Genomic DNA, 15,062 nt, shown 5'->3' on the forward strand with positions numbered 1-15,062 from the left:
TCAGCTAATCTAACTATCAAGTTGCTAAAACCAGCAGTGGTTTAGTCAAAAGTCATTAAAAACTGACACCTGACAATCTAGCGGCAATTAGATTTAGGATCGATTTAACAAAGCTGAAAAATAAAACTTTGGATAATGGTTAATGAGTAACGGCGCATCTGGCACAGAGATCATTATTCTTCAATGCCCCATGCCCAATGCCCCATGCCCAACGCCATCCCTAACTTAGCAGGTCTAAACTATGGAACTCACAATTGACAACGTTGAAACAGTTTTAGATGAAATGCGCCCTTATCTCATGTCTGATGGCGGCAACGTCGAACTCGTAGAACTCGATGGGCCTGTTGTAAAACTGCGGCTGCAAGGTGCTTGTGGTTCTTGTCCCAGTTCTGCAATGACCTTGAGAATGGGTATTGAGCGCCGTCTTAAGGAAATGATTCCCGAAATTGCAGAAATTGAGCAAGTGGTGTAAAAGTTAGGAGTTAGGAGTTAGGAGTTATGAGTTTTCAATTAACTCCTAACTCCTTATTCTTAACTCCTAACTATTCTTTATGTCTCATCCTCTCTACATTGCTTTTATCTGGCATCAACATCAGCCGCTGTACAAATCTCCTGGCAGCGGCGTTTCGCTATCTCCGAGTCAGCAGTACCGTCTCCCTTGGGTACGTTTGCATGGTACTAAAGATTATTTGGATTTGGTATTGCTCTTAGAGCGGTATCCTAAGTTACACCAAACGGTGAATTTAGTTCCATCGCTGATATTGCAACTCGAAGATTATATTGCTGGTACTGCTTTTGACCCTTACCTCACAGCCAGCTTGACACCGGATGAGCAACTTACCCAGCAACAGCGGGAATTTATTATCCAACACTTTTTCGATGCCAATCACCATACCCTGATTGACCCTCATCCCCGCTATGCCGAGTTGTACCAGCAAAGGCAGGAAAAAGGGCAAGCTTGGTGTTTAGCAAATTGGGAATTGCCAGATTATAGTGATTTGCTAGCTTGGCACAATTTGGCTTGGATCGATCCGCTGTTTTGGGATGACCCAGAAATTGCTGCTTGGTTAAAACAGGGACGGAATTTTACTTTAAGCGATCGCCAGCGGATTTATTCTAAACAGCGAGAAATTCTCAGTCGTATTATCCCTCAACATCGGAAAATGCAGGAGGCGGGGCAGCTAGAAGTTACCACCACGCCTTACACCCACCCAATTTTACCCTTGCTAGCTGATACTAATTCTGGTCGGGTAGCTGTACCCAATATGACACTACCTAAGCAGCGATTTCAGTGGGAAGAAGATATTCCTCGCCACTTGCGGAAAGCTTGGGACTTTTATAAAGACCGCTTTGGACAGATACCTCGTGGTTTGTGGCCTTCGGAACAGTCAGTCAGTCCGGCGGTACTTCCACACATTATTAACCAAGGGTTTAAGTGGATATGCTCAGATGAAGCCGTCTTAGGATGGACGCTGAAACACCTTTTTCATCGGGATGGGGCGGGGAATGTGGAGCAACCAGAATTGTTGTACCGTCCCTATCGCCTGCAAACCGCCGAGGGCGACTTGTCAATTGTGTTTCGTGACCACAGATTATCAGACTTGATTGGTTTTACTTATAGTGCAATGCCAGCAAAAAAGGCAGCAGCAGATTTAGTGGGACATTTGCAAGCGATCGCTAAAATGCAAAGAGATAGTCAAAGTGAACAACCTTGGCTAGTTACTATTGCCTTAGATGGAGAGAATTGCTGGGAATTTTATCCTCAAGATGGTAAACCTTTCTTAGAAGCTTTATATCAAAGTTTGAGCGATGAACCCCACCTCAAACTCGTCACTGTCTCCGAATTTTTGGAAGAATTTCCAGCTACAGCCACTATCCCCGGAGGGCAGCTACATAGTGGTTCTTGGGTAGATGGCAGTTTCACTACTTGGATCGGCGATCCCGCCAAAAATCGTGCTTGGGATTATTTAACAGAAGCAAGGGAAATGCTTGCGAGTCATCCCGAAGCGACGGAAGAAAACAACCCCGAAGCGTGGGAAGCATTGTATGCCGCAGAGGGTTCAGACTGGTTCTGGTGGTTTGGTGCAGGACACTCCTCAAATCAGGATGCCATCTTTGATCGGTTATTTCGAGAACATCTGTTTGGCATTTACAAGGCATTAAATGAACCTGTACCGCCCTATCTCAAGCAACCAGTGGAAATCCACGAAGCACAGGCTAACCACGCTCCACAAGGGTTTATTCACCCTGTCATTGATGGTAAGGGTGATGAGCAAGATTGGGACAAAGCTGGACGCATAGAAATCGGCGGGGCGCGGGGGACAATGCACAATAGCAGCGTCATCCAGCGGCTTTGGTACGGGGTGGATCACTTAAATTTCTATTTGCGGCTGGACTTCAAAAGTGGCGCCGCACCAGGACAAGATTTGCCAGCAGAGTTGAATTTGCTGTGGTTCTATCCAGAAAAAACAATGGTTAACAGCCCAATTCCCTTGGCAGATGTACCAGATGCAGCCCCACTTAATTACCATTTCCACCATCTTCTGGAAGTTAACTTGCTGACGCAATCGATTCAATTTCGAGAAGCTGGAGACAATTATCAATGGCATCCCCGTTTCAGTCGCGCTCAAGTAGCTTTAAATAATTGTTTAGAGTTAGCAGTACCGTGGGCAGACTTGCAAGTTCCGCCAGATTATCCTCTGCGACTGATTTTGGTGCTTGCAGATGAAGGGCGTTTTTCCAATTACTTGCCAGAAAATGCTTTGATTCCCATTGAGGTGCCTTAACACTCAATATTCTTGGTGTTATACCATTTCACTAAATACCTATTAACCTCCAATAGCTTCCCGTGGAGTCGTGCGATCGCTCACGACAAAGTAAGTGTGCGGTCGCGTGACGGCAACCGCCACTTAAACTAACTCAGATACTGAATGAGATTAAAGCATTATATTTTGCTCATTCGATAAATGCAGATTTGAGAGTAAATGCAAAAATAAATGCTTCAAGCTTCAGTAAAAACCCTTCCCAAGTACAAGCATAAATGGATTTGGGAAAAACACCAGTGATACCATTACCATACGTTAGAAAAAACTCACTTCTTAAGAATCGATATGATAGACAAGTAAATAAAATTTAAAAAATATTTATCGAATGGTAGATCAATCATCTGGCTTGTCCAAGGTCAAAGACTCAATAACACAAAAACTCTTCTTGGGTAATGAACCAAATGCAGAGTTAATTGCAATTCTCACCGTTTACTTTGTCCAAGGAATTTTAGGGCTATCGCGTCTAGCCGTTAGCTTTTTTCTCAAAGATGAACTGCTGCTAAGTCCAGTCCAGGTATCGGCGCTATTGGGAATTGTCTTCCTACCTTGGATGATCAAGCCGGTGTTTGGTTTTATCTCTGATGGCTTGCCTATATTTGGCTATCGTCGCCGTCCTTACTTGATTTTATCCGGGATACTGGGAACTGCTTCTTGGATGAGTCTGGCCACAATAGTTCATACTAGCTGGGCAGCTACCTTAGCGATCGCTCTAGGTTCTCTCTCCGTCGCCATGAGTGATGTCATCGTTGACTCGCTGGTTGTAGAACGAGCCAGAGGCGAATCGCAAGCAAAAGCCGGTTCACTACAATCTCTGTGCTGGGGTGCTTCTGCGATCGGAGGTTTAATAACAGCCTACTGTAGCGGTCTACTACTCCAATACTTTACTACCCGTACAGTCTTTGGGATTACCGCTGTATTTCCGCTGATCGTTTCAGGGGTGGCTTGGTTAATTGCTGAGTCCCCCGTTAGCAAAGATGCTCAAGATACTAATCAGACCAACCCTTTACCCATCAAACATCAACTGGGGCAGCTACGCCAAGCCATTAGCCAAAAAGCAATTTGGCTACCAACGGCATTTATCTTCATCTGGCAAGCTACCCCAAATGCTGACTCAGCCTTTTTCTACTTCGCTACCAACGAACTCCACTTTGAACCAGAATTTTTGGGGCGAGTAAACTTGGTGGGAAGTTTTGCTTCTTTGGCAGGTGTTTGGATTTTTCAACGTTTCCTCAAAAGCATCCCTTTTCGCGTGATTTTTGCTTGGAGTACTGTCCTTTCATCACTTTTGGGGATGACGATGCTGTTGTTGGTAACTCACACAAACAGGCTGTTGGGTATAGATGACCACTGGTTTAGTTTGGGTGATAGTCTGATTCTGACTGTGATGGGGAAAATTGCCTTTATGCAAGTGATGGTGCTAGCAGCAAGGCTTTGTCCTTCTGGTGTGGAAGCGACATTATTTGCCTTGTTAATGTCAGTCTATAATTCAGCCGGAACGGTTTCCCATGCATTCGGGGCATTAATCACATATTGGCTGGGGATCACCGCAACAAACTTTGAGTCACTTTGGATTTTGGTGTTAATTACTAACCTCAGCACGCTGTTACCCCTACCATTTATCAAATGGCTACCTGCTACTGAAGAGCAAACTAGGACATTCAAAAATGAGGAACAAGCATTTCCCACTGATTTGATGCCTGAGTTGATATTGAGAGAACCAAAGTCGGAAATACTAGAATAGTGTTATACAGCAGTTTTCAAGTAAATGAAGTAAAAAGTGCAGGACTCATAACATTGCACATAAAGAGTTTCACTTCTTTCGCTCTGCCCCTCTGCCCCCCTGCCCTATTTGGATGAAACCATTTTTTCGCTGGCAATAATATGCAAATCGATGTTTTTGAGCAAGCGTACCAATTTTTGCGTCAAAGATCCTTTGAGGAGCATTTGCCAGCGCGATCGCTGACTTTCTCCAATTACAATTTGGGTGATCCGATGTTTCTCGGCGACTTCAGCGATCGCATTAGCTACGTTACTGTTGGTAACATGAAGAAAAGTACCTTCAAATTCTTTACAGAGTTTCTCACAAGTATAGATGTGTAAGCTTTCTTCCTTGGTGAGGAAACGTTCGGGATCGGCAACGAACAAGGTATAAAGCGGCGCGTTCATATAGTTAGCCAGTCTTGCACCCCGGCGTAACAGCTGCACCGAATTGGGATAAGTAGATATGCAAACCAAAACCCGCTCGTGAATATTACAAAATTGCCCATTGGGGATAGTAGCGATCGCATTTCCTTCCACGTTGTCTGCCACTTCCCGCAAAGCCAACTCCCGTAAAGCAATCAGGTTGCGGCGTTGGAAAAAATTATCGAGGGATTGTTGGATTTTTTGCTGTGCGTAAATCTTGCCTTCTAATAACCGTTCTTGCAGCGTTTCTGGTGTGACATCCACTACCACTATTTCATCTGCTTCATCCATAATCCTGTCAGGAACCCGCTCACGGACTATCACACCTGTAATTCTAGCTACTAAGTCGTTCAGACTTTCCAAATGTTGCACATTCATTGTGGAGTAGACATCAATCCCGGCTGCCAAAACTACTTCTACATCTTCGTAGCGCTTTTCGCGTGGCGAACCAGGGACATTGGTATGGGCAAGTTCATCGATTAAGACTAATTGGGGCGATCGGTTTAAAATAGCATCTGTATCCATATCCGTCAGCGTCAGCTCACCGCGAGGATATTTCTTACGGGGTATAATCTCCAGTCCCTCTGCCTTTTCAGCTGTCTCCTTGCGTCCGTGGGTTTCCAAAAGCCCAACGACCACATCAATTCCTTCCTGTTTGAATGCGTGTCCCTCTTCCAGCATCCGATAGGTTTTGCCTACTCCAGGAGCCATACCAATAAAGATTTTATGCTTACCCCGCCGTCGTGCCGGATAAAGCGAGTAACTTGCAGAATTTAAAGGTGCATTCCCAGCCGAACCAGTATTAGTCTTATCTGACATTTATAGCACTCCTATTGCATGGGAAAACCATCATTACCAATGCCCATGCTCCATGCCCATTTACTGATTTTGCTGACGATTAATATCTTGCAAATCAAGAGCATAATTCAATCGGAGAACATTGACTCCCGGTTCGCCAAAAATCCATAAAAATCTGTCATCAGTATACTTATTAATTAAACGTAAAATCTCATCTTCTTTTACTCCTCGCGCACCAGCAACCCGCGTCAATTGCTGCCGTGCTGCTTTAAAGGAAATATGCGGATCTAAACCAGAACCAGAGGTATAAATTATATCGGCTATGGGTTGAAGATTTTCCTCTCGCAATTTATCTGCCTGTTCTAAAATCCGCTTCAGTAATTCTGGATTGCTTGCAGCGAGATTGCTAGCACCAGATATGCCAGTTGGCTTGGCTTTTTTCCCTTGGCTATATCTAACAGTACTAGGGCGAGGATGGAAATATCGCTCAGATGTGAACACCTGACCAATCAAAGCTGAACCAATTGGTTCATTACTTAGATTCCGCATGATGCTGCCATTAGCTTGATAGGGCAAAAAAACTTGACCCACTACAAGAATTGCCAGCGGATAGATGATTGCAGTCAACAACCAAAGCATTAGAGTTATAAAAATTGCTCTGATGGTTTCTCGAATAATAGCCATAAAAAGTTTTCCAATTGCGCCTAAAATTTCATTTTTAATTTTTAATTTTTAATTTTTTTGCCCACCTAACAGGAGTTTATAAGATACTGTTAGCAACAGCATAAACAACAACTGGGGCAGTTACCACATTCAAGCACAGCAGGATAAAAATAGCGAGTGGTAGATGTTGTTTATGCCATTGCGACTAAACAAAGGATATCGTCAAAGCAGTGCTGAATGAAAACGATATTTATTCATATTCTTCTTGTCCCCCCTGTCAACAGGTAAAAGTAAAAATGTTTATTATTTTACTTTGGTCAAGATGCGATCGTTTCCTAGCGTCTCTACTTTTGCTATCCTTAAGCCAAACCCACAAGTGTAATTAGTACATCGATCAACTTAATTGCAATAAACGGCGCAATCACCCCACCTAAACCGTAAATTAAGATATTGCGTTGGAGTAACTGATTAGCTGTCAGCGGTCTAAACCTCACACCCTTTAATGCCAAGGGAATCAAAGCGGGAATAATCAAAGCATTATAAATCAACGCTGAGAGTACAGCAGATTTAGGGCTAGTCAAATTCATAATATTCAGGCTTTGCAGGTTAGCAGCGACAAATATCACTGGGATAATTGCAAAGTATTTAGCAATATCATTAGCGATGGAAAATGTCGTCAATGCCCCGCGAGTAATCAACAATTGTTTACCAATACCAATGATATCGAGCAGCTTTGTGGGATCGGAGTCCAAATCGATCATGTTAGCGGCTTCTTTTGCGGCTTGCGTTCCTGTATTCATCGCCACGCCGACGTTAGCTTGGGCTAATGCGGGAGCATCGTTAGTTCCATCTCCCGTCATGGCTACCAGTTTACCTGCTGCTTGTTCCTGTTTAATGATACTGATTTTGTCTTCTGGTGTGGCTTCGGCAATGAAGTCATCAACCCCAGTTTCTTTGGCAATGACAGAAGCGGTAATTCGGTTGTCTCCAGTTAGCATGATGGTATGCACTCCCATCCGTCGCAGTTGCTCAAAGCGATCGCGGATACCAGGTTTAACTATATCTTTGAGATAAATAATTCCATAGATTTCGTTATCTAAGCTAACTGCTAGGGGTGTGCCTCCCAAGCGAGAAACTCGTTCGTAGACAGCATCCAATTCTGGTATATCGCGTCCATTGCGAGAACGGACAAATCCTTTAATAGCTTCTACTGCTCCCTTTCTAGCCTCATACCCACCAGGTAAGTTCGTGCCACTCATCCGGGTTTTAGCCGAAAAACTGACTCCTTCTGCTTGACTGGAGTCAAAATCAAACCGTGCGCCCAACTTTTCTGCCAGTCGGACAATGGATTTTCCTTCAGGTGTATTGTCAAAGACACTAGCTGCCCAGGCAACATTCGCAATTTCTGACATTGAATGACCGTTGAGAGGAATAAACTCTTCTGCCAGACGGTTGCCAAGGGTAATTGTACCTGTTTTGTCGAGAAGTAAAGTGTTGATATCACCACAGGCTTCGACTGCTCGTCCTGATGTGGCAATGAGGTTAAATTGGGCAACTCGATCCATACCAGCAATACCGATGGTACTTAGTAAGCCGCCAATGGTGGTAGGAATTAACGCTACTAATAAGGCAATTAAAATTGGGACGCTGACTGGACTGTTGACATAGTAAGCAAGTGCAGGCAAGGTGACTACGACTAACAAAAACACTAAGCTGAGAACTGCCAACAATACTGTGATGGCAATTTCATTGGGTGTTTTGCTGCGTTCTGCCCCTTCTAACAACTTAATCATGCGGTCAATAAAGCCTTTGCCTGGGTCAGTAGTAATACAGATAATTAGTTCATCTGAGATAATCCGCGTTCCACCAGTGACGGAACTAGCAACGTCAGAGCCTGATTCTTTTAATACTGGTGCGGATTCCCCAGTAATTGCCGATTCATCCACTGAGGCAACACCCATGATTACTTCACCATCGGCGGGGATGATATCCCCAGCAACGACGTAGATGGTATCGCCCTGTTTGAGGCTGGTGGATGAAACTTCACTAAGTGTGCCATCGGCAGCAAGTTTTTTAGCGATCGCCTCTAACTTTGTTAATCGCAAGGCATCGGCTTGGGCTTTACCTCGCCCTTCTGCCACTGCTTCAGCAAAATTGGCAAACCAAACTGTAAAGAATAAAATCCCCGACAACAAGGCATTGAAAACTTGCGGGTTCTTTTGAAGGGTTGGGCCAAATAGGTTGGGATCGATCGTTAGCAATAGGATGATGATTGTCCCTACCCAAACCACAAAAATTACTGGATTTTTGATTGCATACTTAGGGTTGAGCTTGACAAAAGCATCTCTAATTGCTCTTAAGTACAGCCACTTATTATTTGCCCTGGTCTTTTTACGTTTTTGGCGGCGATCGCCAGAACGAGAACTTGGGCGTCTAGCTTTGAAGTTAGTTGCCACTGGATTCATAAATAAAGTTTAGGAGCGAGAAGTTAGGAGTTAGGAGTTATAGGAACTTCTAATAAAAAAATATCCAACCTGTAGGATGCGTTAGTAACGCATCCTACGAAACCGGATAATTTATAAAATAACGGCAGGAGCCAGGAGGAAATAAGTAAGAATTAAAACTTTAGTTCTGAGTAATTACCCAGTTAAAAATAAGATACTGGTACGAGACGCGTAGTGCAAGATATAGCTGAGTGCCGTTAGCAGGGCGTTGAGCAATCAACACTGTCCTAACATATCTGACTACAGCTATATAAACCTTTCTTGCTTGAATCTCACACTTTTAAGTCTGGGTTACTCCTGCCTCCTGCCTCCTAAATTACTTTTTGATACTTTCTTAATTTCAAACTTATAACTCATAACTTTTCTAACTGCCAGATGCTAGTTTCAAACCCTCAGCTATGGGGCCTAAAGCCAGAACGGGAAAGAAAGTTAATACTCCTAAAATCAGCGTCACTCCAGCTGTGATCCCAGTAAATACCAGAGAATCAGTTCTCAGGGTTGCAGGGGTTTCTTGTACTGGTTGTTTGCGAGACATCCCGTCAGCTAGCAGCAGTATGGCAATCATCGGAATGTAGCGTCCTCCGATTAGGCTAACTAAAGTACTCAAGTTCCACCACAAGGTGTTATCCCCCAAGCCCTCTAAGCCTGAACCATTATTTGCTGCTGCTGAGGCATATTCATAAACTACTTGAGAAATACCGTGATAGCCAGCGTTGCTAATTCCAGATAGGGAGATGGGATAAGCCAAAGCGATCGCACTGGGGATCAAAACTAGAATTGGGTGAATCAACAGCACTACGCTAGCGAGAACGATTTCCCGCTTTTCAATTTTGCGTCCTAAAAACTCTGGGGTACGTCCTACCATTAGTCCAGTTAGGAAGACTGTGAGAATTAAGTAAATAAATAAGTAAGCTGTTCCAGTTCCCTGACCACCCCAGATAACCTGAATAAATAAGTTGAAGAGAGTCGAAAATATTCCTTGCGGCATCAGAGAATCGTGCATCCCATTCACAGCACCAGACATAGTAGCAGTAGTCATCACTGCCCAAAATGCTGTTTGTGCCCAACCAAATCGAACTTCTTTGCCCTCTAAATTGGGCTGTTCTAATCCAAAGGCGGTATTAACTAGGGGATTACCTTGCAGTTCTCCCACGGCTGTTACTCCCACCAGAACGACAAAAATCACAAACACCATCCAAAAAAGTAGCCAAGCTTGTTTGATATTGTTGGCAAATATACCGTAGGTATAAATCAAGGCTGCGGGTATAGAAATCATGGCGAGCATTTCTATCAAATTAGAAGCGCCATTGGGATTTTCAAAGGGATGTGCTGAGTTTACGCCAAAAAAGCCACCGCCGTTCTCGCCCAAAAGTTTGATCATTTCAAATGATGCCACCGGGCCTCTCGCCAGATATTGCGTCCCGCCTTCTAAGGTTTGTATATCCATAGTCCCAGCCAAGGTTTGTGGTACACCTGTTACCAGCAAAGCGATCGCGCCAATAATCGAAATCGGCAGCAAGATTCGCGTAATTCCACGGACTAGATCGACGTAAAAGTTTCCCAGTCTTCTACCCGTCAAGCCGCGAATAAAGGCAATTCCCACGGCTAAACCGGTGGCTGCGGAGGTGAACATCAAAAAGCCTAAAGCAGCTACCTGACTAAAATAGCTTAAGGTTGTCTCACCTACATAGTGTTGTTGGTCGGTATTCGTTACAAATGAAATCGTTGTGTGCAGCAATACATCCCAACGGATAGCACCGAAGCCGTTTGGATTCCAGGGTAATAGTCTCTGAAAATAGATCAGAAAATACACTGAAATAGCCATAATCAAGTTACAACAGAGTACGGCTCGAATATACTGCCAACCTGTCATATCATCTTTTCTCCGAACACCCGCAAGTACGAACATACTTCGCTCTATGGGGTTCATTAAAAAATCAAGCAGTGTTCTTTCTCCCAAAAAGACACGCGCTATGTATTTTCCGAATAATGGAGTGATTGCTATGACAATACACAGCGTTAAGCCAATTTGCAAAAAACCTTGTCCCATATATTTTGCGCTAAATTAAATTTCAGTGGTAGCAAGCCAATTCTTAGAAATAATAGATTAACTGTAGGAGTATTTGATTTCAAGGGATTTCCTTAAACAGTACTGAGTACAAAACGCAATAATCGCACTCAGCATCAAATTAGTTCCGAGTAGTAAGTGCCTCGGCTGAAAGTAGGAAAATTCATAAGTATTAATTCTTACTCATTACTTTTTGTTCAGTAGAGGCTAAACATCCCGCTACCGCTAACAGAACTCCTGAATATTTTCTGTTGTGACTATTTTCCAGATACTTATTAAAGTTTTTGTTAAGAATATTTAATTTTGACTATTAATTCATCTATCTCACTACTTAGGATTATTTGTTTATACAATACATTTTCCAAGTTTGCTAGTTTCAAAGAATATAAATATCATAAAGTATTTTTTTAATGGGATTAGGGTTTAGGAAGATAGTGGTAGAGACGCCGCTTCTTGTAGCAAATACCCAGTTTCCACTCTCCAGTCTTGTGGAATCGTAATTTTCGGGTTAATTCTTAAGTTGGCATTTGCAGATATAGATTGCAGATAGATCGTAATTGGTAAATTAAATAGTTATACAGATTGGATAATCACAATTTTTTAGTAAATCATAAATGACGATGTTAAGTCGATTATTGGCTATGAGAGAAGCTATAAATGAGCGTGGAAGAACGTATTGGTTAATAACGATCGTCTTTGCGATCGTGATAATACTAGAATATTTGACACCTCCTGAGTACGTATTTGGCTACCTCTACACAGGAACGATTTTGTTAGCATCTCGATTGAATCGGGGAGCAGTTTTGGGGATCACTCTTGCAGCTACAGGATTAACATTGTTGAATTTGTTTGTTCCCGGAGGAGAAATGATTAATTCTCCAACGTTGGCAAATAGGTTGATTGCAGTATTGGCGTTGATGGTAACGGGTTGGTTAAGTTACCGCAACCACCGCAATGAAGAAGCGATCGCTTTTACGCAAGCACAATTACGCTCCCAAGAACAACTAGCTACCATGCGTGAAGATTTTGTTTCTACCCTAACGCATGATTTGAAAACACCCCTATTAGGAGCAATTGAAACGCTGAAATATTTTCAAAATGAGCAATTTGGTGAAATCACGCCTATGCAAGCAAAAGTCTTACAAACAATGGCTCGTAGTCATCAGAGTACACTGCAATTAGTCCAAACACTTTTAGATGTGTACCGCAATGATGCCGAAGGACTGAAACTACAGATATCACCAGTTAACTTGGTGACAGTGGCGGAGGAGATCGTTGCGACACTGACTGAACTAGCGAAAACACGACAGGTTTATATTTCTCTGCACTATGGCGAATCAGATTTTCGGAGCTTTCTTTGGGTAAACGGCGATTCTTTGCAACTTGGGCGAGTTTTCAGCAATCTCCTGAGTAATGGCATTAACCATACCCCTCGTGGCGGTAAAGTGGAAGTAGTATTTGAAGGCTATTCTAGCGACCAAGTGGTAAAAATACTCGATACTGGTTCCGGCATTACCGAAAAAGAGTTACCTCACTTATTTGAGAGATTTTATCAAGGAAATAGCGATCGCCACGTCTCCGGCTCTGGGCTAGGACTTTATTTGACCAGGCAAATTATTACTGCTCATGGGGGTACAATTTGGGCAGAGAATCGCTCACCACGCGGGGCAGTGTTTGGTTTCCGACTCCCGGCTTGTCCACCACCGGGGAGGTGAGGAGTGGGGAAGCAGGGGAACAGGGGAAGCAGAGGAAGCAGGAGAAAATAATATTCCTGACAAATGACAAATGACCAATGACCAATGACAAATGACAAATGACAAATGACAAATGACAAATGACAAAAATCTTACTAGTTGAAGATGATGAATTATTTCGGCTTGGTTTGCGGATGCGGTTGCAACAAGAAACCAGTTTGGAGATTGTTGCAGAAGCGGAAGATGGGGAACAAGCTGTAGAATTCGCCAATCGCTATCCTCTGGATTTGGTCTTGCTGGATATAGGTTTACCGGGAATTGGCGGGATTGAGGCTTGTCGCCAAATCAAGCAGAAGCACCCAAATTTACCAATTCTTGTTTTAACGTCTCGTTCTGAAAAACCCCTGATTTCACGGTTAATTGCCGCCGGGGCGCAAGGTTACTGCCTTAAAGGTATTCCGGCTGAGTCTTTGATATTAGCAGTGCGATCGGTTGCTGCGGGCGCTTCTTGGTGGGATCAAACGGCAACAACTGAAATTAGAGCCGCTTTTGAGGGAAATTCGATGGCGGTGCAGTCTGCAAAAACTGAGGAATCTTTAGAAAATCCTTTAACGAAGCGGGAGCAAGAAATTTTGGCACTGGTAGCAGCTGGCAAAAGTAATCAAGAAATTGCTGAAATTCTCTACATTGCCCCTGGTACAGTACGGGTTCATGTCCATGCTATTTTACAGAAATTAGAAGTACGCGATCGCACTCAAGCCGCAGTCTTAGCTATCCAAAAAGGATTGGTAGCACCAGAATTGTTGATTAATTAGATTTATCGGGAAAGAAATTCTTTTAATATTTTGAAAATTGTGATGAGATATTAGGTTGCTCTATAGGAATTTCGATCACAAACTCTGCTCCTTTGCCAACAGATGAGTTACAGCTAATATTTCCTCGGTGTTTTTGGACGATAATCTGATAACTAATAGATAATCCTAGCCCACTACCTTTACCCACAGGTTTCGTGGTAAAAAATGGGTCAAATAAACGCGATCGCAACGACTCTTCAATACCAAGACCATTATCAGCGATCGCTATTTTGACTAGATTCAAGTCTGTCACTTCTGTATGAATCCGAATTTGGGGAGTAGGGAGTAGGGAGTAGGGAGTTGAAGATTGATTCCCCACTCCCCATTGCCCCCGATCCTCAGAGAGTTCCCCATTCCCCATTCCCCACTCTCCACTTCCCACTCCCTCTTCTATGGCATCAATAGCATTATTCAACAAATGCATAAATACTTGATTTAGTTCACTCGCATAACAAGTGACTAGGGGCAAGTTACCATAATCTTTTACTACAACAATTGCCGGACGATCGGCTGCTTCCCTAAGCCGATGTTGTAACATTACTAAAGTGTTTTCGATGTCTTCATGGATATTTACCCGTTTCATCTCTGCTTCATCATGCCGAGAAAAATGTTGTAGCGCCAGTACAATTTCTCGAATGCGATCGGAGCCTCTATACATTGCACCTATCAGACTTTGTAGATCCTTAATAATAAAATTCAAGTCTACATTTTTGGCTATTTGCTGAACTTTTGGTGTGGGTTTGGGATATTCCTGCTGATAGACTTCAATTATATTTACCAGGTCTTCCACATATTGACCAGCATATTGGAGATTTCCATAAATAAAACTGATCGGGTTATTAATCTCATGAGCCAGCCCAGCTACTAACTGTCCTAGCGCCACCATCTTTTCATTCTGAATTTGTTGAACTTGAGAGGCTTTTAAGTCGTCAATAGCCTGTTGGAGTAAAAAGTTTTTTTCTTGCAGTTTTACTTGCAGCAAACGTAAATTAATTTGATTTTCAATTCGCAATACTACTTCTGCCCCATGAAAAGGTTTTGCAATATAATCTACACCACCAACATCAAATGCCTTTACCTTATCTACAACATCATCCAGGGCGCTAATAAAAATTACTGGGACTTCACAAGTTTTATCGTCAGCTTTCAGTTGTTGACAAACTTGGTAGCCATCCATACCAGGCATATTGATATCTAGCAAAATCACATCGGGCAAAACCATTTGACATGCAGTCAGTGCCATTTTACCGTTTAAGGCTTTGCGAACTTCAAAACCTTGTGCAGTCAACATCGCCGATAAAAGCCGCAAATTATCTGGAGTATCATCGACCACCAAAATATTTCTTTTCTGATGGTTAGTTTGATTAAAATGCATTATTGATCAAAAGTTATGCGTATAATTATTGAGGATAGTAAATCCTTGTTTGAAATCACCCTAAAATTTGTTGACCGATTTCACCGAAATACTGATA

At 42.9% G+C, this 15,062-nt stretch carries 10 protein-coding genes; 5 read left to right on the plus strand and 5 right to left on the minus strand.

Annotated features, from left to right (window positions below; translation table 11 throughout):
• Window positions 1-241 precede the first annotated feature (241 nt).
• The 3 genes from HWQ43_RS09085 to HWQ43_RS09095 all read left to right on the plus strand — a co-directional run bounded on the left by HWQ43_RS09085 (window position 242) and on the right by HWQ43_RS09095 (window position 4,566).
• A complete protein-coding gene (locus HWQ43_RS09085; protein WP_012408256.1) occupies window positions 242-472 on the plus strand; it encodes a NifU family protein in 231 nt (76 codons plus the stop codon).
• Window positions 473-551: 79 nt separating this feature from the next.
• Window positions 552-2,786 carry a glycoside hydrolase gene (locus tag HWQ43_RS09090; protein WP_292732231.1) on the plus strand — a complete coding sequence of 745 codons (2,235 nt, stop codon included), beginning with the start codon at window positions 552-554 and terminating at the stop codon, window positions 2,784-2,786.
• A 364-nt stretch (window positions 2,787-3,150) separates the two neighbouring features.
• Complete coding sequence (locus tag HWQ43_RS09095; protein ID WP_292732233.1) at window positions 3,151-4,566, plus strand: folate/biopterin family MFS transporter; 1,416 nt, start codon at window positions 3,151-3,153, stop codon at window positions 4,564-4,566.
• A gap of 104 nt (window positions 4,567-4,670) precedes the next feature.
• Here HWQ43_RS09095 and HWQ43_RS09100 read toward each other — a convergent pair whose 3' ends face one another.
• The 4 genes from HWQ43_RS09100 to kdpA all read right to left on the minus strand — a co-directional run bounded on the left by HWQ43_RS09100 (window position 4,671) and on the right by kdpA (window position 11,024).
• Entirely contained in the window at window positions 4,671-5,828 is a 1,158-nt protein-coding gene (locus tag HWQ43_RS09100) for a universal stress protein (protein ID WP_292732234.1), read from the minus strand.
• A 60-nt stretch (window positions 5,829-5,888) separates the two neighbouring features.
• A complete protein-coding gene (kdpC, locus tag HWQ43_RS09105; protein ID WP_292732236.1) occupies window positions 5,889-6,491 on the minus strand; it encodes a K(+)-transporting ATPase subunit C in 603 nt (200 codons plus the stop codon).
• Window positions 6,492-6,829: 338 nt separating this feature from the next.
• Window positions 6,830-8,935 (minus strand): potassium-transporting ATPase subunit KdpB, encoded by a 2,106-nt coding sequence (kdpB, locus tag HWQ43_RS09110; RefSeq protein ID WP_292732238.1) that lies wholly within the window; start codon window positions 8,933-8,935, stop codon window positions 6,830-6,832.
• Window positions 8,936-9,338: 403 nt separating this feature from the next.
• Window positions 9,339-11,024: a potassium-transporting ATPase subunit KdpA gene (kdpA, locus tag HWQ43_RS09115; protein ID WP_292732240.1), complete on the minus strand. Its 1,686-nt coding sequence runs from the start codon at window positions 11,022-11,024 to the stop codon at window positions 9,339-9,341.
• Window positions 11,025-11,662: 638 nt separating this feature from the next.
• On the opposite strand from kdpA, the gene HWQ43_RS09120 reads away from it, so the two are divergent.
• Window positions 11,663-12,757, plus strand: coding sequence for a HAMP domain-containing sensor histidine kinase (locus HWQ43_RS09120; protein ID WP_292732241.1), 1,095 nt, complete (start codon window positions 11,663-11,665; stop codon window positions 12,755-12,757).
• 119 nt (window positions 12,758-12,876) lie between these two features.
• The gene (locus HWQ43_RS09125; protein ID WP_292732243.1) at window positions 12,877-13,551 is read left to right on the plus strand and encodes a response regulator transcription factor; all 675 of its coding nucleotides are present in this window, start codon (window positions 12,877-12,879) and stop codon (window positions 13,549-13,551) included.
• Between the two features lie 22 nt (window positions 13,552-13,573).
• On the opposite strand, the gene HWQ43_RS09130 is transcribed toward HWQ43_RS09125, so the two are convergent.
• Window positions 13,574-14,965, minus strand: a complete 1,392-nt coding sequence (locus HWQ43_RS09130; protein WP_292732245.1) for a response regulator — start codon at window positions 14,963-14,965, stop codon at window positions 13,574-13,576.
• Window positions 14,966-15,062 lie beyond the last annotated feature (97 nt).

Source organism: Nostoc sp. JL31 (genome assembly GCF_017114965.1).
GTDB lineage: Bacteria > Cyanobacteriota > Cyanobacteriia > Cyanobacteriales > Nostocaceae > Nostoc > Nostoc punctiforme_A.